This window comes from Microbacterium kribbense, assembly GCF_039537285.1.
GTDB classification, from domain to species: Bacteria; Actinomycetota; Actinomycetes; order Actinomycetales; family Microbacteriaceae; genus Microbacterium; species Microbacterium kribbense.
In genome coordinates, this window is the sequence record NZ_BAABAF010000003.1 from 105,890 (window position 1) to 124,901 (window position 19,012).

Consider the following 19,012-nt stretch of genomic DNA (forward strand, 5'->3'; position numbering starts at 1 on the left):
CTGCGGCGAGGCCGGCATCGGCAAGACGCGCCTGCTGCAGGAGTTCCTGGTCGACGCGGCCGCCGTCGCCGCACGTGCCGACGGCGTGCCGTTCTTCATCGAGGAGCTGGCCGGGGACGGCCCAGACCCCTGGCCGCCGCCGTCGAGATCCTCTCGGACGGGTTCATCCCGGTGCGCCACCTGCACTATGCGCGCCGCGGCGCGGCAGGTACCGGACGCGGAGACGACAGCCCCCGTACACTGACTCACGTGACCGGTCGCCGCCCTCGTCTTGTTTCAGCGGCCGCGGGGGACGCCCTCGCCGCCGCGCTGTCCGCCCTGCGCCAAGAACTCGATCTGCCCGATGGGTTCGACCCGGCGGTCATGGCCGAGGCCGAGGCCGCGGGGCGCGACGTGTCGATCACGCCGGCCGAAGACCTGGCCGACCTGCGCGACATCGAGTTCCTGACCATCGACCCCGACGGCTCGCGCGACCTCGACCAGGCGCTGCACCTGCAGCGCACGCCGACCGGCGGCATCCTGCACTACGCGATCGCGGACGTGCCGGCCTTCGTCGCACCGGAAGGGCAGGTGGATGCCGCAGCCCGGGCACGGGGCGAGACCCTGTACGCCGTCGACGGGACGATCCCCCTGCACCCGCGGGTGCTCAGCGAGGGCGCCGCGTCCTTGTTCCCCGGCCAGGACCGGCGCGCATTCGTCTGGCGCTTCGAGCTCGACGAGCGGGCCGAACCGGTGCGCGTGACGCTGACCCGCGCGCTCATGCGTTCGCGGCGGCAGTGGACCTACGCCGAGGCTCAGAAGGCGGTCGATGAGAAGTCCGGTCCCGAGTCGCTGACGGCGCTGCCCTGGTTCGGAGCCGAGCGCGCGAAGCGCGAGCAGGAGCGCGGCGGGGCGAGCTTGAACTCCCCCGAGATCGAGGTCGAGGTCACCGGCGGCCGTTACGAATTGACGCGGCGCGCGACGCTGCCGATCGAGGACTGGAACGCGCAGGTGTCGCTGCTGACCGGCATGGCGGCCGCCAAGATCATGCTCGATGCCGGCGTCGGCATCCTGCGCACGATGCCCGCGGCCGACGCCGACGACATCGCGACGTTCCGCGCGCAGACCATGGCGCTGGGAGATCCCTGGCCCGAGGGCGTCGGATACGGCGAGTACCTGCGCGGACTGCGCGGCGACGATCCGAAGACGCTGGCGATCCGCGCCGCCGCGACCCGGCTGTTCCGGGGCGCCGGATACACGGCATTCGACGGCGCCCCGCCCGCCGACACGCTGCAGTCGGCCATCGCGGCGCCCTATGCGCACACGACCGCACCGCTGCGCCGGCTCGTGGACCGGTGGTCGCTCGTCGTGTGCGAGGCCGCGGCCAACGGACGCGAGGTCCCGCAGTGGGCGCGCGAGAGCCTGCCGGAGCTGCCGAAGATCATGGGCCGCAGCAACGGGCTTGCCGGACGTTTGGATTCCGCGTCGATCGACCGCGTCGAAGCCGCTGTGCTGCACGGGCACGAGGGGCGACGCTTCGCGGGCGTGGTGCTGGGGCGGCGAAACGGCGGAATGCGCGTGCAGCTGTCCGGGCCGCTGGTGACGGTCGTCGTGGCGGGGCTGCAGGCCGAATCCGGGTCGACGGTCGAGCTGCAGCTGCAGCGCGCCGACATCGCGACCGGTGAGATCGTGGTGGTACCCGCCGGAGGCCAGGCCTGATGCCCGGAGTGCTGCTGACCGGGTTCGAGCCCTTCGCCGCGAGCCCGAGCTGCCGATCGTCGAGATCGCCCGGGCACTGGTGATCGCGGCCGCGTCGGCGCTGGACGTGCGGGTGGATGCCGTCACCCCCGGCGGCACGCTGCACTGACGCGCGGGCACGACCGCGGGCCGTTCACAACTCCGCCATTCTGAACGCGCCGAGACGGTTTCGGGCCAGAACCGGGCTGATCCGGCGCAGATCGACTGAGTTGCGCACACGCCGCGCCGTGCCCCCGGTGCAGGTCAGACCGGCACCGCCGTCGTCGTCATCACCAGCAGCTGCGGGTCGGACAGATCCAGCGCGACCGTGATGGCCGAGAACGCCGACAGCGAGCCGACATGCGTGCCGCCGCAGGCGAAGCCGACCTCGCCTTCGGGCAGCGTGCACTCCCAGGTGCGCCGATCGGTGATCGTGGGTCCTTCGACCGCGATGCGGCTGGTGCCGCCGACGGCCACCCATGCCGCCAGCTGCGCATTGATGCGCTCCGCGCGCTCGGGCAGCGACGCGGCGAACCCCGCCGAATCGAACCCGGCCTTGCGCAGGCTCTTGCCCAACCGGTACCCATCCACGCTGCCGTCGGCATGGATGCTGCTGGACTGATTCGCCCGCGACTCGAAGTCGGGGCTGCCCAGCGGGTCGGTGCCCGGGTCCTTGCGCCACAGGTCGGCGAGCGCGAGGTCCAACGCCAGCGACGAGAGATGGCATGCTGAGTGGCCGCGGCTCAGCGCCGCCCGACGCACGGCGTCCACTTCGGCGGTGACCGTCGCTCCCGGCACCAGCCAGGCCGGCGCGTCGGTCTCGAGTCGGTGCCCGACCAGCCAGGTCCAGCCCTCCGCTCCACGCTTGACGGGGATGTCGGTGCCCACGAACAGGGTCCCCTCGGCATCGGTGGCCGCCATCACGGCCTCGACGACGCGCACCCGGTCGTCACCGGATCGCAGCACGCCGCAGTCGCCGGGCTGATCCGGCCAGGTGTGGTCGACCGGGTGGAACGGCGTGACGTCCAGGACCACGACGCCGCCTGCCGTGCGCACCACGGCGGCCTGCCCGGTCACCGCTCCCGCGGGAAACGTCACTCTCGTCGCCGACATGGGCCTCCTCCGTTCCGGGTCCACGCCCCATGGCCCTGCTCGCCACGATCCCCGGGTGCATGTGCAGTCGAAGCCTAACGCCGTCGCCGATGACGCCGGACCGGGCTCGCGACGAACCTGGCCGTCGTCGTCGGCACGAGCGTCGCGGCGGAGAGCGTCCAGGGCGTGGCCGGACTCGGGTCCTCGGACACCGCATCAGGATGTCGGCACCCGGCGCTAGCGTTGCCGAAACCCGAAATCCCCGAAGGAGGAATCATGGCGGCATTGGGCAACATCACCTACTACGCGGACGATCCGAGCGCGCTCTCGCACTTCTGGGCGGACGTGTTCGGCTACCCGCACACGGACTGGGAGGAGCCGTTGCGCTCGCAGTTGCTCGGCGCCGGACTGACCGAAGCCGATCTGGCCACACGGGCAGTTGCGGAGGACCCCACGGGCAAGGGCCCGCGTCTGTTCTTCCACCACGCCGACCGCGCCAAGTCCGGACGCAGCCGCATCCACCTCGATGTCAGCGTCGCCCATGACGGCGAAGGCTCGCACCGCGAGCGACTGGAGGCCGAGAAGGTCCGGCTCGTCGCCCTCGGCGCGACGATGGTGCGGCTGATCGACCAGCAGTGGGGCCCGTGGCCCGACGTGTACTACCAGATGCGCGATCCCGAAGGCAATGAGTTCTGCCTGCAGTGACGGGGCGCGGCCGGTTCAGGCGGTGACCACCTGTGCCGTGCCCAGCGCGGCATCCGGCCCCATCTCGGCGGCGATCCGGTTCGCCTCGGCGATCAGCGTCGGCACGATCTCGGACTCGGGCACCGTCTTGATGACCTGACCCTTGACGAAGATCTGCCCTTTGCCGTTGCCGCTGGCAACGCCCAGGTCCGCCTCGCGCGCCTCACCGGGCCCGTTCACGACGCAGCCCATCACCGCGACCCGCAGCGGCACGGTCAGGTCCTTCAGCCCCTCGGTGACCGAATCGGCGAGCGAATAGACGTCGACCTGCGCGCGCCCGCACGACGGGCACGACACGATCTCGAGGGTGCGCTGGCGCAGCCCGAGCGACTGCAGGATCTCCAGGCCCACCTTGACCTCTTCGACCGGCGGCGCCGACAGTGAGACGCGGATCGTGTCGCCGATGCCCTCCCCCAGCAGAATGCCGAACGCGGTCGCCGACTTCACGGTGCCCTGCAGCGCCGGGCCCGCCTCGGTGACGCCCAAATGCAGCGGCCAGTCGCCGCGCTCGGCCAGCAGCCGGTAGGCCTTGACCATCGTCACCGGGTCGTGATGCTTGACCGAGATCTTGAAGTCGTGGAAGTCGTGCTCCTCGAACAGGGATGCCTCCCACACCGCGCTCTCGACCAGTGCCTCCGGCGTCGCGGTGCCGTGCTTGCGCAGCAGTCGCTTGTCCAGTGACCCGGCGTTCACGCCGATCCGCAGCGACACGCCGGCATCGTGCGCGGCCTTCGCGATCTCGCCGACCTTGTCGTCGAACTGGCGGATGTTGCCGGGGTTGACCCGCACGCCGCCGCACCCGGCGTCGATCGCGGCGAACACGTACCGGGGCTGGAAGTGGATGTCGGCGATCACCGGGATCTGACTCTTGCGCGCGATGATCGGCAGCGCATCGGCGTCGTCCTGGCTGGGCACCGCGACACGCACGATGTCGCAGCCGGCGGCGGTCAGCTCGGCGATCTGCTGCAGCGTCGCGTTGATATCGGTGGTCGGCGTCGTGGTCATCGACTGCACGCTGACCGGGGCGTCGCCGCCGACCAGGACCTTGCCGACCCGGATCTGCCGGCTGCGCCGCCGCGGCGCGAGGGTGGCCGGCGCCGGCGGCATCCCGAGATTGACTGCTGGCATCCGCCCAGCCTACGCCGCGATGCCCGCACCGACGCCGAACGGCCGGCGCGGGCACCCGGTGCGGATGTGGTAGCTTCAGGCCATGTCCGCGACCCGCTCCTGGTGGCCCACCCGCTGAGGTGGTGTGTTCGCGTTCCCGACGACAGACCACCCTCGTGGTGGTCTTCGTGTTGAGGCCACCCAACACGAAAGGCCGGCGATGACCCCGCCTCCCGACACCGCACCCGCCGCCCAGGTGCTGGCATCTCTGCGCACCGCCGACCGCCCGTTCGCGCTGCTGGCCCGCGAGTCCGGCACCGTGGAGGTGCTCACCGGCGACGTCGTCGACGTCGAGCTGCTGGCCGACATCCCGCTGCACGATGCCGCCGGCACTCCGCGCGAGGTGCTCGCACTCGTGCCGTTCCGACAGGTGCGCGAACGCGGCTTCGCCTGCCACGACGACGGCACGCCGCTGCGGTGTCTGCTCGTCGACACGCACTTCGCGCTGCCGCGCGCCGAGCTGATCGCGGCCCTGCCGGATCCGGCACTGCCGCAGAACGCGGTACCGCTGCAGGACGCCGGCTTCGACATCCCGGACGACGAGTACGCGCAGATCGTGCGCACCGTGATCGCCGACGAGATCGGCCGCGGCGAGGGCGCGAACTTCGTGATCCGGCGGGACTTCACCGCCGGCGTCGGCGGTGACGAGGCCCCCGCAGCCCTGACCTGGTTCCGCGCCCTGCTGGAGCACGAGCGCGGCGCGTACTGGACGTTCCTGATCAGCACCCCCGGCCGTCTCGCGATCGGCGCCAGCCCCGAGGCGCACGTCAGCGCCACCGGCGGCGTCGTGACGATGAACCCGATCTCGGGCACGTTCCGCCACCCCACCGGCGGAGCGACGGTCGCCGCGCTCGGCGAGTTCCTGTCGTCGACGAAAGAGACCGAAGAGCTGTTCATGGTCGTCGACGAAGAGCTCAAGATGATGAGCGCCGTCTGCACCGACGGCGGGCGCATCACCGGCCCGCGACTGAAGGAGATGTCACGGCTCACGCACACCGAGTACGTGCTGCGCGGGCGCAGCCGGCTCGACCCGCGCGACATCCTGCGCGAGACGATGTTCGCCCCGACCGTGACCGGGTCGCCGATGCAGAACGCATGCACCGTGATCACCCGGCATGAGCGCACGCCGCGCGGATACTACTCGGGCGTGGCGGCGCTGTTCACGCCGTGCGAGGTGCTCACCGCCGGCGACCCGACGCACGATCTGGATGCCCCGATCCTGATCCGCACCGCCTACCTGGAAGACCACACGCTGCGGGTGCCGGTGGGCGCGACCCTGGTGCGGCACTCCGACCCGTACGGCGAGGTGAGCGAGACGCACGGCAAGGCCGCCGGCGTGCTCGGCGCGATCGGCGCCGTGCCGCGCGATGTGCAGGCCGAGGCCGCCGATGACGACGAGCCGACGATCGGTCACCGGCTGCTGGCCGACGACCCCGAGATCGCGCAGCGGTTGGCCTCGCGCAATGCGCGTCTGGCCGCGTTCTGGCTGAACCCGCAGGACACGTCGACGCCGGGCCCGTTCGCCGGCCGCGGCGCGCTGGTCGTCGACGCCGAGGACCGGTTCACGACGATGCTCGCCCACCAGCTGCGCCACCTGGGTCTGGACACCGTGATCGTGCCGTGGGACGGGGTCACCGACGAGCAGCTGGATGCCGCGGACCTGCTCGTGGCCGGCCCCGGCCCCGGCGATCCGCGCGACGCGGGCAGCGCCCGCATCCGGCGCATGCAGCAGGTCGTGGCACACCGCCGCGCCAGCATGCGACCGCTTTTGGCGGTGTGCTTGAGCCACCAGATCCTCGCCGACGCGCTGGGCATCGAGCTGGTGCCGCTGGATCAGCCGCACCAGGGCCTGCAGCGCACCGTCGACGTGTTCGGGCGCCCCGCGTCGATCGGCTTCTACAACACGTTCACGGCCCGCGTCGCGCCCGGCACGACTCAGATCGGCGTGGCCGAGGTGGCCGCGGATGCCGCCGGTGACGTGTATGCGATGCGCGGGGCGGGATTCGCCTCGGTGCAGGGCCACCTCGAGTCGATCCTGTCGCGCGACGGCATGGTGACGCTGCAGCGGCTGATCGCGCACGCGCTCTCGGACTGAGCTGTCAGTCGGCGGGCTGAACCACGCGGCTCAGCCCGCCGCGACCGGGGTCACGTCAGATCAGCGCCTTGGTGTGCCAGACGGTCTTCGTCTCGGTGAAGAACGTCACCCGCTCCACAGTGGGGGCGGCCACGCCGGTCTCGGGCGGCAGCACCCGCTTGAGGCTGTCGGCCGCCGCGATCTGCAGGTCGATCCATTCCAGCGCGCCCGCACCGGCCAAGTCGAGCGCGTTGACGTCGGCATGGGAGGCCAGCCAGGGCGTGATCTCGGCGGTCGATCCGGTCAGCACGTTGACGACCCCGCCGGGCACGTCGCTGGTGGCGAGCACCTCGCTGAGGCTGATCGCGCTCAGCGGCAGCCGCTCGCTGGCCAGCACCACGACGGTGTTGCCGGCCACCAGGGCCGGGGCGAGCACGCTGACCAGGCCCAGCAGCGCAGAGTCCTGCGGCGCGACGATCGCGACGACCCCGGTCGGCTCGGGCGTGGAGATGTTGAAGTAGGGTCCGCTGACCGGGTTGCCGTTGCCGGCGACCTGCACGTACTTGTCGGCCCAGCCGGCATACCAGATCCACAGATCGATCGCGTCGTCCACCTGGCGCCCGGCCGCCGCGGCCGACACGCCCTCGGTGGCGCCGATCTCGTCGACGAACTGGGCGCGACGGCCCTCGAGCAGTTCGGCGATGCGATACAGCACCTGGCCGCGGTTGTACCCGGTGGCGCCCGACCAGCCGGGCACCGCGGCGCGGGCGGCCACGACGGCGTCGCGGGCGTCCTTGCGGCTCGCCTTGGCGGCGTTGGCCAGGAACGCGCCCCTCGCCGAGAGCACCCCATAGGTGCGACCCGACTCGCTGCGCGGGAACTTGCCGCCGATGTAGAGCTTGTAGGTCTTCGGGATCGCGAGGTGCGTCATTTGCCTGCTCCCTTCCGGAGGGTCTGCTTCTTGGCCGCGGCCCTGACCGGCTCGGGCTGCGGGGACCAGCCGGCGGACTGCAGGTACGCCATCAGACCGTGCCGGCCGCCCTCCCGTCCGTAGCCGGACTCCTTGTAGCCGCCGAACGGACTGGCCGGATCGAACTTGTTGAACGTGTTGGCCCAGACCACGCCCGCGCGCAGCTTGTCGGCCACCGCGAGGATCTTCGATCCCTTGTCGCTCCAGATGCCGGCCGACAGCCCGTACGGCGTGTTGTTGGCCTTGGCGATCGCCTCGGCGGGAGTGCGGAAGCTCAGCACCGACAGCACCGGGCCGAAGATCTCGTCGCGCGCGATGCGGTGACTGGTCGACACGTTCGTGAAGATCGTGGGGGCGAACCAGAATCCCTTTTCGGGGATCGCGCAGTCGCTGGTCCAGCGCTCGGCGCCTTCCTCCTGGCCGATGTCGCTGAGCCGCCGGATGCGCTCGAGCTGCTCGCGCGAGTTGATCGCGCCGATGTCGGTGTTCTTGTCGAGCGGGTCGCCCAGCCGCAGCGTGGACAGCCGCTCCTTGAGCCGGTCCACGACGTCGTCGTGGATGTTCTCCTGCACGAGCAGGCGCGAGCCGGCGCAGCAGACGTGCCCCTGGTTGAAGAAGATGCCGTTGACCACGCCCTCGATGGCCTGGTCGATCGGGGCGTCGTCGAAGACGATGTTCGCCGCCTTGCCGCCCAGCTCCAGCGTAACCTTCTTGCCCGTGCCGGCGGTCGACTTCGCGATCGCGCGCCCGACCGCGGTCGATCCGGTGAAGGCGACCTTGTTCACGTCGGGGTGATTGACCAGCAGCGAGCCGGTCGCACCGGCGCCGGTGATGATGTTCACGACGCCGGCGGGCAGGCCTGCCTGCTGCAGGATCTCGGCGAACAGCAGCGCGGTCAGCGAGGTCGTCTCGGCGGGCTTCAGCACGACGGTGTTGCCGGCGGCCAGCGCCGGTGCGATCTTCCACGCCAGCATCAGCAGCGGGAAGTTCCACGGGATGACCTGCGTGGCCACACCGAGGGCCCGCGGCGCGGGCCCGAGCCCGGCGTAGTCGAGCTTGTCGGCCCATCCGGCGTAGTAGAAGAACCACGCCGCCACCAGCGGCACGTCGACATCGCGGCTCTCCTTGATCGGCTTGCCGTTGTCCAGGCTCTCGGCCACCGCCAGTTCGCGGGCGCGCTCCTGCACCAGACGGGCGATGCGGAACAGGTACTTGCCGCGGTCGCGGCCGGACAGCTTCGACCAGGTGCGCTCGTAGGCGCCGCGGGCGGCCGCGACCGCGACATCCACGTCCTGGGCGTCGGCGGTGGAGATCTCGGCGAGATGCTCCTCGGTCGCCGGCGAGATGCTCGCGAACGGCGCGCCGTGGGCGGCGGTGAACTCGCCGTCGATGAACAGGCCGTATGCCGGCCGCAGGTCCAGGATCGCCTTCGACTCGGGAGCCGGTGCGTATTCGAGGAATGACATGGGTTCTCCTAGTCGATCGTCACGTAGTCGGGGCCGCTGTAGTGGCCGGTCGCCAGCTTCTGACGCTGCAATAGCACGTCGTTGAGCAGGCTGGACGCGCCGAACCGAAACAGGTGCGGGTTCAGCCACTGCTCGCCGGCCGTCTCGGCCACCGTCACCAGGTAGCGGATCGCGTCCTTGGAGCTGCGGATGCCGCCGGCCGGCTTCACCCCGATCTTCTCGCCGGTCAGCCGATGCCAGTCGCGCACGACCTGCAGCATCAGCAGCGTCACCGGCAGCGTCGCCGCCGGTGACACCTTGCCGGTGGAGGTCTTGATGAAGTCGCCGCCGGCGAGGATCGCCAGCCACGAGGCCCGGCGCACGTTGTCATAGGTGTTCAGCTCGCCGGTCTCGAGGATCACCTTCAGGTGCGCATAGCTGCCGTCGTCGCGGCGGCACGCTTCTTTGACCGCCACGATCTCATCGAACACGGCGCCGTACCGGCCGGACAGGAACGCGCCGCGGTCGATGACCATGTCGATCTCGTCGGCGCCGGCCTGGACCGCGTCGCGCACGTCGGCGAGCTTGACGTGCAGCGATGCCCGCCCGCTCGGAAAGGCGGTGGCGACCGAGGCGATCTGGATGCCGCCCGGGGCATGCGCCGCGCCGAGGGCCTCGACGGCGTCGGGCACCATGTCGCCGTACACGCAGATCGCGGCGACCCGGGGGGTGGCCGGATCGGACGGATCGGGGGTGATCGCCTTCGCCGCCAGCGAGCGCACCTTGCCGGGGGTGTCGGCTCCCTCGAGCGTGGTCAGGTCGATCAGCGAGATGATCTTGTCGAGCGCCCACGCCTTCGATGTGGTCTTGATCGAGCGGGTCGCCAGCGCGGCCGCGCGGGCCTCGAGCCCGACGGCATCCACTCCGGACAGCCCCTCCAGGTGCAGCCGGAGGCTCTTCTCAGTGAGGTCGGAGCCGAGCAGCTGCACGGCGCGCTCGGCCGGGGCGAGGGTGGTGGGTTGTGCGAGAGTCATCTGTTCTCCTCCAGTAGTGCCTGCGCCGTCGCTTCGTCGGTCACGAGCACGGTGCACAGTCCGCTCGTGACCACCGCGCGGGCGATGTCATGTTTGGCCTGCCCGGCCACGACGAAGATCGCCGTGCGCGCGGAGCGCAGCGCGTTCAGTCCGAGGCCGAGCGTGCGCTCATCCAGTGCCGGGTCGACGATGTTGCCGTCGGCCTCGATATAGCGGCCGACCACGTCGCCGACCGCGCCCTTGCGCACCAGCTCCGCGACATCGTCGGCGGTCAGGTAGCCGCTGCCCACGTGCACCGAGCTCGCGTCGGCCACGCCGGCGCTGAACAGATAGGCCGACGCCTGCGCCGCCAGAGACATGACGGCGGCCACTGTGCGGTCGGCTTCGATCGCACGCTTGGTCTCGGGTCGCTCCAGGATCGCGGGGCTGGGCAGCAGGATGGCCTCGCCGGCGGCCTTGTGGGCGATCGTGGCCGCCGTGGATGCCGCGGTGCCGGGGCGGCGGTTCAGACTGACGCCGCCGTTGATCTGCACAACGCGCACGCCGCTGGCCCAGCCGTCGGACAGATGTCCGGCCACGTCCTGCAGAGTGCGCCCCCAGCTGATGCCGAGGATGCGGGGCACCGGGCGCAGCGCGGCCAGATGATCGGCCGCGGCCTGCGCGACCCGGGACTGCGCGTCGTCGCCGTCGGCGACCGGCACGACGACGGCCTCGACCAGTCCGAACCGTTCGCGCAGCGCGCGCTCCAGGCCCAGCCGCCGGGCCCGCGGGTGCACGATCTGGATGCGGACGATGCCCTTCTCCCGGGCCTGGGCGAGCAGCCGCCCCGCCTTCCAGCGGGTGATGCCCAGGAGCGCCCCGATCTCGTCCTGCGTCTTGTTCTCTTCGTAGTAGAGCTCGGCAACCCGCACGCTGAGCAGTTCGGTGTCGTCGGACATGGGCCTCCCCTCCCTCCCAGGGTACGGTCGGCCGCGCACCAAATCCACATTCGAGTACGGATCTGCTCATATGAGCAGGCCTACGCGCGCCGCGGCGCGCATCTGCGCGATTCGCGGCCCGGGCTACTGCCCGAGCAGCGTGATCGGGTTGATCACGTCGGCCAGGATCAGCACCGCGCCCATCGCGATCAGCAGCACGACCACGACGAAAGTGCCCGGCACCAGCTTGGTCGCATCCACCGGTCGCGGGGGTGGGCGGCGGAACAGCTTCGACCAGACCCGCTTCACGCCGTCCCACAGCGCGACCGCGACGTGCCCGCCGTCCAGCGGCAGCAGCGGCACCAGGTTGAACACGAACAGCGAGACGTTCAGAGACCCGAGCAGCATCAGGAAGAACACGACCCGGTCCAGCACCGGCGCGCTGGAGGACGCAGCCTCGCCGGCGAGCACCCCGACCCCGACCGGTGAGAGCGGGCTGTTCGGGTCGCGCGGGGTGCCGGTGATCGTGGAGTGCACGATGCCGTACAGTTTCTGCGGCAGCTGCACGATGATCTCGGCGACCGCGCCGACGTTCTGCAGCGCCGCCTCCGGTCCGGTCAGGATCGGCTGGCGCGCGTATGCGGTCTGCGCGGTGATCCCGACGAACCCCACCTCGGCGCCGTTCAGTTCGCGGGCCGCCGGGGTCAGCATCAGGGTCTGCCGGCCGCCGTCGCGCTCGACGACGATGCTGAGCTGCCGGCCGGCGGACTTCTGGATGAGGGCGGATGCCGCCGCGAAGGTGTCCACCTTCGTGCCGTCGATCGAGATCAGCCGGTCGCCCGCTCGCAGTCCGGCCGTCTCGGCGGGCGAGGCGGGGTCGCCCGCCGCGCACGAGGTGGCGGTGACCGACGCGGGCAGGCAGGAGCTGACCGCCCCCACCGTCGTGGTCGCCGTCTGCAGGCCGATGCCGCTGAATGCGATCGTGAACAGCACGATCGCCAGCAGCAGATTCATGATCGGCCCGCCGAGCATCACGATGATGCGCTTGTAGACCGGCAGCTTGTAGAAGACGCGGGTGTCGGCGTGCCCCTGCAGCGTCTCGTCGTTGGCGTCGCGGGCATCCTGCACCATGGTGGCGAAGAATCCGCCGCCGGCCCGGCCGTCGCGGGCCTGCTGCTTCGGCGAGGGCGGGTACATGCCCGCCATCGAGATGTAGCCGCCGAGCGGAATCGCCTTCACGCCGTACTCGGTCTCGCCCTTGCGCCGCGACCACAGCGTCGGCCCGAACCCGATCATGTACTGCCCCACGCGCACACCGAACGCCTTGGCGGGAATGAGGTGGCCCATCTCGTGCAGCGCGATCGAGACGGCCAGCCCCACCACCATGAGGACGATGCCGATGATGAAGGCGAGGATGGTCACGCGATCACGCTACCGGGAACTGCTTTGAGTATGCCGGGCATCGCCTACGCTGAGGACGTGGACCGGATCACCCCGCGGCAGCTGCGCGCTCTGCGCGGCGTCTCGGCATCGGTGGTGACGACGCTGGTCGCCGCCACCGCGCACACCATCGGCGGTGCCGGCGCCCCGTCGGTGCTGCTGGTCGCGATCGCCGCGACGCTCGCGGCGCCGATCGCGGTCGCCGTGATCGGCCGGCGGCCATCGCTGGCGCGCACCGCACTGGCGGTGCTGGCGGCGCAGGTCGTCTTCCACACCGCGTTCGCGCTGTTCGGCGACGCCGGTGCGGTCCGCTACACGACGGATGCCGCGGCCGGCATGCATGCGATGCACATGGGCGCCCTGGTGGCCGTCGCCGGCGGCTCGGGCGCACCGTTGGCCGCGCTGTTCAGATCCGCGCCGATGCTCGCCGCGCACGGCGTCGCCGCGGCGGTCACGATCGTGGCGCTGCACCGCGGCGAGTGGATGCTGCAGGCCCTGGGCCGCGGCATCCGGCGTCTGGTCCGCCGTGTTCCCCCGGTGCTGCCGGGGCCGACGCGCCGGCGCGGGCTGGGCCGCGCGTTCACGAGCGCACGCCGGTGCGGCGCCGAGTTCGCCGCCGTCGTGTCGCGCCGCGGTCCGCCGCTGCCCGCGCTCTGACACCCCCCTCCCCTCGCGACCTCGCTCCGTGCGGAGGCGCCTGCTGGCGCCCCCGGCGCTGTCGCGGCACCCACCGAAAGAAGCTCATGACGCATTCCCGCATGTCCACCCGCGTGGCCGCCGGCCTCGCCGCCGGCGCACTGCTGGCCCTCGCCGTTCCGATGGCCGCCTCGGCCCACGTCGAGGTCGGCCCCGATTCGGCACCCGCCGGCGCTACCACGCCGTTGACCTTCACGTTCGATCACGGCTGCAAGGAGTCGCCGACCACGGCGCTGCAGATCACGATCCCGGCCGGCATCGGCAACGTCACCCCCGTCGTCGAGGGCGGCTGGAGCATCGACCGCACGACGGGTGCGAACGGCGTGCCCACCCAGGTCACCTACACCGCCGCGCAGCCGATCGAGTCGGGCCTGTCGGCGTCGGTCTCGATGGACGTCCTGTTCGACACGCCCGATGCGGGCAAGGTCATCACGTTCCCGGTGCTGCAGAAGTGCGTGGCCGGGTCGACGTCGTGGACGCAGGTGCCCGCCGCCGGGCAGAACGCCCACGAGTTGGACACGCCGGCCCCTGCCGTCACGGTCGGCCCGGCGCAGGCGCCGACGGACGAGGCCGCGGCCGATGCCCACGCTGCGCCCGCCGGCCCGCAGACCCCGGCGCAGGCCGATCCGGTGGCCCGCTGGCTCGGCGCCGGCGGCCTCGCTGCGGGCGTGATCGCGCTGGTCGTCGCGATCACCGCCGCGACCCGGCGCCGCGCCAAGAGCTGACGTCGAGCGCAGGCGGCGGCCGGTGCGCGCTGCATGCCGGCCGCCGCGGCACGCGCCGCGCATCCGGCGGTGCGCTCGGTGCCCGCGCGGGTGAGAAGATGGATCGTCATGTCCCGCGCTGATTCTGCTCCCGCCAACCTGCCACCCGTGCTGCGGCCGGAGCATCCCCCGATCCGTTCGCTCGCCGAGCTGGCCGACCGCTTCGGCGGCCAGGTGCGCGGCCCCGGCGCAGACGTCGTCGTGACCGGGATCACGCTGGCCACGGCCGACCTGCGCGCCGGTGAGGCGTTCGTCGCCATCCAGGGCGCGAACCGCCACGGAGCCGCCTTCGCCGAGCAGGCCGCCGCCGAAGGCGCCGCCGCTGTCATCACCGACGCCGCCGGCGCCGAGATCGCCGCCGGCGCCGGGCTGCCCATCGTCGTCGTGGCCGACCCACGGGCGGTGCTCGGCGAGCTGTCGGCGTGGGTGTACGGCACCGGCGCCGACGACGACCTGCCGCTGCTGCTGGGCACCACCGGCACGAACGGCAAGACCAGCGTGTCGCATCTGCTCGAGGGCATCCTCGGCCAGCTCGGCGAGGTCACCGGCCTGTCCTCCACCGCCGAGCGGCACATCGCCGGCGAGGTCATCGTCTCGCGGCTGACCACACCCGAGGCATCCGAGTTCCACGCCCTGCTGGCGCTGATGCGCGAGCGCGGCGTGCAGGCCGTGGCCGTCGAGGTCAGCGCCCAGGCGCTGAGCCGGCACCGCGTGGACGGGCTGATCTTCGACGTCGCCGGGTTCACGAACCTGTCGCACGACCACCTCGACGACTACGCCGACATGCAGGAGTACTTCGAGGCGAAGGTGCCGCTGTTCCTCGCGAACCGCTCCCGTCGTGCCGTGATCTGCCTGGATTCGCCCGCCGGTGCGCAGATGGCGACGCGCTGCGAGGTGCCGTACGTGACGATCACGACGCCGGCCATCGCCGCCGAGCCTGCCGACGCGGACTGGACCGTGCAGATCGTGGCGGAGCACCAGGACGGCACCACGTTCACGCTGACCGGCTCCGAGGGCCGCACGCTGACCACGGTGGTGCCGACCATCGGCCGGCACATGGCCGCCAATGCGGGGCTGGCGATCGTGATGCTGCTGCAGGCAGGGTACGCGTGGGAGCGTCTGGTCGCGGCGCTGGACGGCCAGCGCATCCGGGCTTATCTGCCCGGCCGCACCCAGCTGGTCTCGGGGCCGTCCGGCCCGGCGGTGTACGTCGACTTCGGGCACTCCCCCGACGCGTTCGAGAAGACGCTGGCGGCGGTGCGCCGGGTCACGCCCGGGCGGGTGCTGATGCTGTTCGGTGCCGATGGCGATCGCGACGCGACCAAGCGGCACGACATGGGCCGCACCGCGGTGCAGGGCAGCGACATCCTCGTGATCACCGATCACCACCCGCGCTTCGAGGACCCGGACTCGATCCGGGCGACGCTGATCGAGGGCGCCCGGAACGCGCGGCCGGATGCCGAGATCCTGGAGTTCTCGCCGCCGGAACGCGCGATCCGCGAGGCCGTGGCCCTGGTCGGCGAAGGGGACGCGATCCTGTGGGCCGGCCCCGGCCACCAGGACTACCGCGACATCCGGGGCCGCCGCGCGCCGTACTCGGCCCGCGAGCTCTCGCGCCGCGCGCTGCGCGATCGCGGCTGGCCGGTGCCCGACCCGGTCTGGCCGGTGCCCTACCCCGCCGACTCGACGCCGCCGTCGGACCCGGAGCGCCCGTTCCAGTAGTCCGGCCGGGTGAACCGTCCGTACAGCCGCGGCCGCAGCCTCTCGAGATTACAGTCGGCGCGTTTTACCGTTTACCTTGCCGAAAGCGGTAAATCGTGACGACTGAATGTGCGCGCGATTCTTCAGTCGGCGCGTTTTGCGGTTCGCCTCGCCAAGAACGGCAAATCGTGACGGCTGAAGAATGGCCCAGCGCGCTCAGCGGGCGGCGATCAGCCGGTCTGCGGCATCCCGCGCCCACTGCTCGGCAGCCGCCAGAACCTCGAGGCTCAGTTCGCCGGGTGCCTCGTGCGCCTGGACGACCTCGTCGATGACCTCGACGATGCCCGGGAACGGCAGCCGCCCGCCGTGGAAGGCTTCCACGGCCTGCTCATTGGCCGCATTGAACACGGCCGGATAGGTGCCGCCGGCCTGTCCCACCTGTTTGGCGAGGGCGACGGCCGGGAAGGCGCCGGCGTCGAGCGGCTCGAACGTCCAGGCAGACGCCGCCGACCAGTCCAGCGTACGGCCGGCGCCGGAGACGCGATGCGGCCAGTCCAGGCTCAGTGCGATGGGCAGCCGCATGTCGGGCGGCGAGGCCTGCGCGATCGTCGACCCGTCGCCGAACTCGACCATCGAGTGCACGATCGACTGCGGATGCACGACGACGTCGATGCGGTCGTAGGGCACGTCGAACAGCAGGTGGGCCTCGATGACCTCCAGACCCTTGTTCACCAGGGTGGCGGAGTTGGTGGTGACCACCCGGCCCATCCTCCAAGTGGGGTGGGCGAGCGCCTGCGCCGGGGTGACGTCCTGCAGCGACGCGCGATCGCGCCCCCGGAATGGGCCGCCGGATGCCGTCAGCACGAGCCGCCGGATCTCGTCGTGCGTACCGGCCCGCGCCGCCTGCGCGATGGCGGAGTGCTCCGAGTCCACCGGAACGATCTGCCCCGGCTGCGCCAGCGCGGTCACCAGGTCGCCGCCCACGATCAGCGATTCCTTGTTCGCCAGCGCAAGCGTGCGCCCCGCGCCGAGGGCCGCCAGCGTCGGTCCGAGGCCGACCGACCCGGTGATGCCGTTGAGCACGACGTCCGCCTCGACATCGCGCACCAGCTGCTCGGCGTCCGCCGCCCCCAGCGCCGTGTGCTCGACGCCGAACTCGTCGGCCTGGGCCTGCAGCGCCGCACGGTTGGTGCCGGCCGCCAGGCCCACGACCTCGAAGCGGTCACGGCGGCTGCGGATGACATCCAGCGCCTGGGTCCCGATCGATCCGGTCGAGCCGAGGATGACGATGCGTCGCATGGGGTCAGCCTAGTGACCCCTTGCGGCGCGGCCGGCGCCGCCGCCGGTCAGGCGCCACGGCGGGCGCTACTTGGTCTGCGCGTGCTGCACGCCGAGGATGTCGATCACGAAGACGAGGGTCTGCCCCTTGAGGTCCTTGTCGTTGATCTCCCCGGCACCGTAGGCGGCCGACGGCGGCAGCACCGCGAGCACCTGCGAGCCCACCGTCGCCCCGGTGACGGCGTCGCTGAAACCGGCGACGACGCCGGAGCCGACCTGGAAGCCGAACGGCTGCGCACCCCAGCTCTTGTCGAACACCTTGCCGGAGTTCCACGAGACGCCGTAGTACTGCACCAGCACCGAGTCGCCCTTGGCGATCGTGGCGCCATCGCCCTTCTTCAGGGTCTCCTTCTCGAACGCGGTGGGCATCGCGGTCTTGGGCAGCGTGACCTTCGGGGTGCCGTCGGCGGCGAGCGTCACGGTCGGCATGCCCGCGGTGGGCGCCACGTCGGTGCCCCACGCGGCGTTCGGGATCACCTTGACGACATCGACGACATCGACGCTGGCGTCGTTGTTCTCATCGCCGGGGATCGTGGCGACCACCCGGGTGCCGACGGTCGCGCAGCCCAGCACCTGACCGAGGATGCTGTCGGGCGAGATCGGCTGCGGCAGCAGGCTGCCGTCCTGCTGGCCGATCGCGCCGTTCTTGGCACCGGTCTTGGCGTTGAACTCAGTGAGGGCGAACTGCACCAGGTCGCCCGCCTTCAGCTTCGCGCCGGGGCCGTCCTTGACCACGGTGCTCTGCAGCTTCGAGACGGCCAGCGGCTTGGTGAAGCTGATCTTCGCCTCGGCGCCGACGTCGCCGGTGACCTTCACGGCGTCGGAGACGGGACCGGAGGCGACCTTGGCCGTGCACAGGTTCACCGCGGCGGCCGTGCTCGTCGGCGACGCGGTCGGCGCGGCAGCGGACGACGAGCAGCCGGCGAGCGCGAGGGTCGCCAGGGCGGCCACGGACAGGGCGATGATGGAGCGGGTGCGCACAGAGATCCTCAGAGTTTTTCGGGGAAGGCGGACTCCCTATCTTCCCGCACCTTCTCATGATCAAGCTGGGAACGCCCCCCGAGCCGCGCCTTGGCGCGGACATGCCTGCCGCGGCATGAAAACGGCAGTACCCTCGATGAGTGACAGAATCGGACACGCCCGCACCCGAGGACTCTGCCGAGCACACCCCCGTGCGCTCGGCTGAGAGGGGCTCTGCCGCCTTCGGATACCAGCTCGTGCGGTTCTTCCTGACGCCGCTGGCCCGCACGCTGTACCGGCCGCGGATCACCGGGCGCGAGAACGTGCCGCGCACCGGTCCGGTCATCTTCGCGAGCAACCATCTGTCGTTCATCGACTCCATCGCGATCCCGATCGCCTCCCCCCGTGCGGTGCGCTACCTCGCCAAGGCGACCTACTTCGAAGGCAAGGGGCTGCGGGCGTGGTTCTCGAGGACGTTCTTCTCGGCGCTCGGGGCCAGCCCGGTGCGCCGCGGCGCCGGACAGGCCGCACTGGACGCCCTGGACCAGCAGAAGGAGCTGCTGCAGTCCGGCAATGCGATCGCGCTCTACCCCGAGGGCACCCGCTCGCTGGACGGCCGGCTCTACAAGGGCCGCACCGGTGTCGCGTTCCTGGCGCTGCAGACCGGCGCGCCGGTCGTGCCGGTGGGCCTGATCGGCACGAACGAGATCATGCCGGTCGGCGCGAGGCTACCGCATCTGAGGCCGCGGGCGACCATCCGCTTCGGCACGCCGATCGACGTCACGGTGCACGGACCGGCGACCTCGGGGCGCGCACGGCGGCTCGCCACCGACGAGATCATGGAGGCCATCCACGAGCTCTCCGGTCAGGAGCTCGCCGGGGCGTACAACGAGGTGCCGGCGAGCTCGCCCCTCGACCGGATCAAGCAGGCCCTGCCGCACGAGCGGCGCTGAG

At 71.5% G+C, this 19,012-nt stretch carries 17 protein-coding genes; 8 read left to right on the plus strand and 9 right to left on the minus strand.

The features are described from left to right. Nucleotides 1–249: 249 nt before the first annotated feature. Both ABD705_RS05035 and ABD705_RS05040 read left to right on the plus strand, forming a co-directional pair. Nucleotides 250–1,698, plus strand: coding sequence for an RNB domain-containing ribonuclease (locus ABD705_RS05035; RefSeq protein WP_344781203.1), 1,449 nt, complete (start codon nt 250–252; stop codon nt 1,696–1,698). Next, nucleotides 1,661–1,846: a hypothetical protein gene (locus ABD705_RS05040; protein WP_344781205.1), complete on the plus strand. Its 186-nt coding sequence runs from the start codon at nt 1,661–1,663 to the stop codon at nt 1,844–1,846. Before ABD705_RS05035 ends, ABD705_RS05040 begins: the two co-directional genes overlap by 38 nt. A 134-nt stretch (nt 1,847–1,980) precedes the next feature. Here ABD705_RS05040 and ABD705_RS05045 read toward each other — a convergent pair whose 3' ends face one another. Further along, a complete protein-coding gene (locus tag ABD705_RS05045; protein WP_344781207.1) occupies nt 1,981–2,829 on the minus strand; it encodes a hypothetical protein in 849 nt (282 codons plus the stop codon). A gap of 255 nt (nt 2,830–3,084) precedes the next feature. On the opposite strand from ABD705_RS05045, the gene ABD705_RS05050 reads away from it, so the two are divergent. Next, a complete protein-coding gene (locus ABD705_RS05050) occupies nt 3,085–3,513 on the plus strand; it encodes a VOC family protein (protein WP_344781209.1) in 429 nt (142 codons plus the stop codon). A 15-nt stretch (nt 3,514–3,528) separates the two neighbouring features. Here the strand turns inward: ABD705_RS05050 and ispG are convergent, their stop codons facing one another. Then, nucleotides 3,529–4,659, minus strand: a complete 1,131-nt coding sequence (ispG, locus tag ABD705_RS05055) for a flavodoxin-dependent (E)-4-hydroxy-3-methylbut-2-enyl-diphosphate synthase (RefSeq protein ID WP_344781518.1) — start codon at nt 4,657–4,659, stop codon at nt 3,529–3,531. A gap of 220 nt (nt 4,660–4,879) precedes the next feature. On the opposite strand from ispG, the gene ABD705_RS05060 reads away from it, so the two are divergent. Continuing rightward, entirely contained in the window at nt 4,880–6,814 is a 1,935-nt protein-coding gene (locus tag ABD705_RS05060; RefSeq protein WP_344781211.1) for an anthranilate synthase family protein, read from the plus strand. A 55-nt stretch (nt 6,815–6,869) separates the two neighbouring features. Here ABD705_RS05060 and ABD705_RS05065 read toward each other — a convergent pair whose 3' ends face one another. The 5 genes from ABD705_RS05065 to ABD705_RS05085 all read right to left on the minus strand — a co-directional run bounded on the left by ABD705_RS05065 (nt 6,870) and on the right by ABD705_RS05085 (nt 12,581). Next, complete coding sequence (locus tag ABD705_RS05065; RefSeq protein ID WP_344781213.1) at nt 6,870–7,724, minus strand: aldehyde dehydrogenase family protein; 855 nt, start codon at nt 7,722–7,724, stop codon at nt 6,870–6,872. Further along, nucleotides 7,721–9,229 (minus strand): aldehyde dehydrogenase family protein, encoded by a 1,509-nt coding sequence (locus ABD705_RS05070; protein ID WP_344781215.1) that lies wholly within the window; start codon nt 9,227–9,229, stop codon nt 7,721–7,723. The genes ABD705_RS05065 and ABD705_RS05070 overlap by 4 nt, the downstream gene beginning before the upstream one ends. Before the next feature lie 8 nt (nt 9,230–9,237). Then, nucleotides 9,238–10,242, minus strand: coding sequence for a deoxyribose-phosphate aldolase (gene deoC / locus ABD705_RS05075; protein WP_344781217.1), 1,005 nt, complete (start codon nt 10,240–10,242; stop codon nt 9,238–9,240). Continuing rightward, on the minus strand, nt 10,239–11,180 hold the full coding sequence (locus ABD705_RS05080) for a sugar-binding transcriptional regulator (RefSeq protein WP_344781219.1): 942 nt from the start codon (nt 11,178–11,180) through the stop codon (nt 10,239–10,241). The genes deoC and ABD705_RS05080 overlap by 4 nt, the downstream gene beginning before the upstream one ends. A 123-nt stretch (nt 11,181–11,303) precedes the next feature. Continuing rightward, nucleotides 11,304–12,581 carry a M50 family metallopeptidase gene (locus ABD705_RS05085; protein ID WP_344781221.1) on the minus strand — a complete coding sequence of 426 codons (1,278 nt, stop codon included), beginning with the start codon at nt 12,579–12,581 and terminating at the stop codon, nt 11,304–11,306. A 57-nt stretch (nt 12,582–12,638) separates the two neighbouring features. Between ABD705_RS05085 and ABD705_RS05090 the strand changes: the two genes are divergently transcribed. The 3 genes from ABD705_RS05090 (at nt 12,639) to ABD705_RS05100 (ending at nt 15,781) form a co-directional block, all read left to right on the plus strand. Next, nucleotides 12,639–13,256: a hypothetical protein gene (locus tag ABD705_RS05090; RefSeq protein ID WP_344781223.1), complete on the plus strand. Its 618-nt coding sequence runs from the start codon at nt 12,639–12,641 to the stop codon at nt 13,254–13,256. An 86-nt stretch (nt 13,257–13,342) separates the two neighbouring features. Beyond that, complete coding sequence (locus tag ABD705_RS05095) at nt 13,343–14,020, plus strand: DUF1775 domain-containing protein (RefSeq protein WP_344781225.1); 678 nt, start codon at nt 13,343–13,345, stop codon at nt 14,018–14,020. A gap of 108 nt (nt 14,021–14,128) precedes the next feature. Continuing rightward, nucleotides 14,129–15,781, plus strand: coding sequence for a Mur ligase family protein (locus ABD705_RS05100; protein WP_344781227.1), 1,653 nt, complete (start codon nt 14,129–14,131; stop codon nt 15,779–15,781). A gap of 195 nt (nt 15,782–15,976) precedes the next feature. Here the strand turns inward: ABD705_RS05100 and dxr are convergent, their stop codons facing one another. Together dxr and ABD705_RS05110 are read right to left on the minus strand one after the other, a co-directional pair. Continuing rightward, nucleotides 15,977–17,059, minus strand: a complete 1,083-nt coding sequence (gene dxr / locus ABD705_RS05105) for a 1-deoxy-D-xylulose-5-phosphate reductoisomerase (protein ID WP_344781229.1) — start codon at nt 17,057–17,059, stop codon at nt 15,977–15,979. A 66-nt stretch (nt 17,060–17,125) separates the two neighbouring features. Next, complete coding sequence (locus ABD705_RS05110; RefSeq protein ID WP_344781231.1) at nt 17,126–18,079, minus strand: FKBP-type peptidyl-prolyl cis-trans isomerase; 954 nt, start codon at nt 18,077–18,079, stop codon at nt 17,126–17,128. Nucleotides 18,080–18,219: 140 nt separating this feature from the next. Here ABD705_RS05110 and ABD705_RS05115 point away from each other — a divergent pair, with 140 nt between their 5' ends. Then, nucleotides 18,220–19,011: a lysophospholipid acyltransferase family protein gene (locus ABD705_RS05115; protein WP_425562031.1), complete on the plus strand. Its 792-nt coding sequence runs from the start codon at nt 18,220–18,222 to the stop codon at nt 19,009–19,011. Nucleotide 19,012 lies beyond the last annotated feature (1 nt).

Bases quoted from the DNA above. Each gene is read 5' to 3' on its own strand.
- ABD705_RS05065 (WP_344781213.1), bottom strand. From the start codon at position 7,724: ATGACGCACCTCGCGATCCCGAAGACCTACAAGCTCTACATCGGCGGC.
- ABD705_RS05070 (WP_344781215.1), bottom strand. From the start codon at position 9,229: ATGTCATTCCTCGAATACGCACCGGCTCCCGAGTCGAAGGCGATCCTG.
- ABD705_RS05080 (WP_344781219.1), bottom strand. From the start codon at position 11,180: ATGTCCGACGACACCGAACTGCTCAGCGTGCGGGTTGCCGAGCTCTAC.
- deoC (WP_344781217.1), bottom strand. From the start codon at position 10,242: ATGACTCTCGCACAACCCACCACCCTCGCCCCGGCCGAGCGCGCCGTG.
- ABD705_RS05045 (WP_344781207.1), bottom strand. From the start codon at position 2,829: ATGTCGGCGACGAGAGTGACGTTTCCCGCGGGAGCGGTGACCGGGCAG.
- ABD705_RS05100 (WP_344781227.1), top strand. From the start codon at position 14,129: ATGTCCCGCGCTGATTCTGCTCCCGCCAACCTGCCACCCGTGCTGCGG.
- ispG (WP_344781518.1), bottom strand. From the start codon at position 4,659: ATGCCGCCGGCGCCGGCCACCCTCGCGCCGCGGCGGCGCAGCCGGCAG.
- ABD705_RS05050 (WP_344781209.1), top strand. From the start codon at position 3,085: ATGGCGGCATTGGGCAACATCACCTACTACGCGGACGATCCGAGCGCG.
- ABD705_RS05060 (WP_344781211.1), top strand. From the start codon at position 4,880: ATGACCCCGCCTCCCGACACCGCACCCGCCGCCCAGGTGCTGGCATCT.
- dxr (WP_344781229.1), bottom strand. From the start codon at position 17,059: ATGCGACGCATCGTCATCCTCGGCTCGACCGGATCGATCGGGACCCAG.
- ABD705_RS05095 (WP_344781225.1), top strand. From the start codon at position 13,343: ATGACGCATTCCCGCATGTCCACCCGCGTGGCCGCCGGCCTCGCCGCC.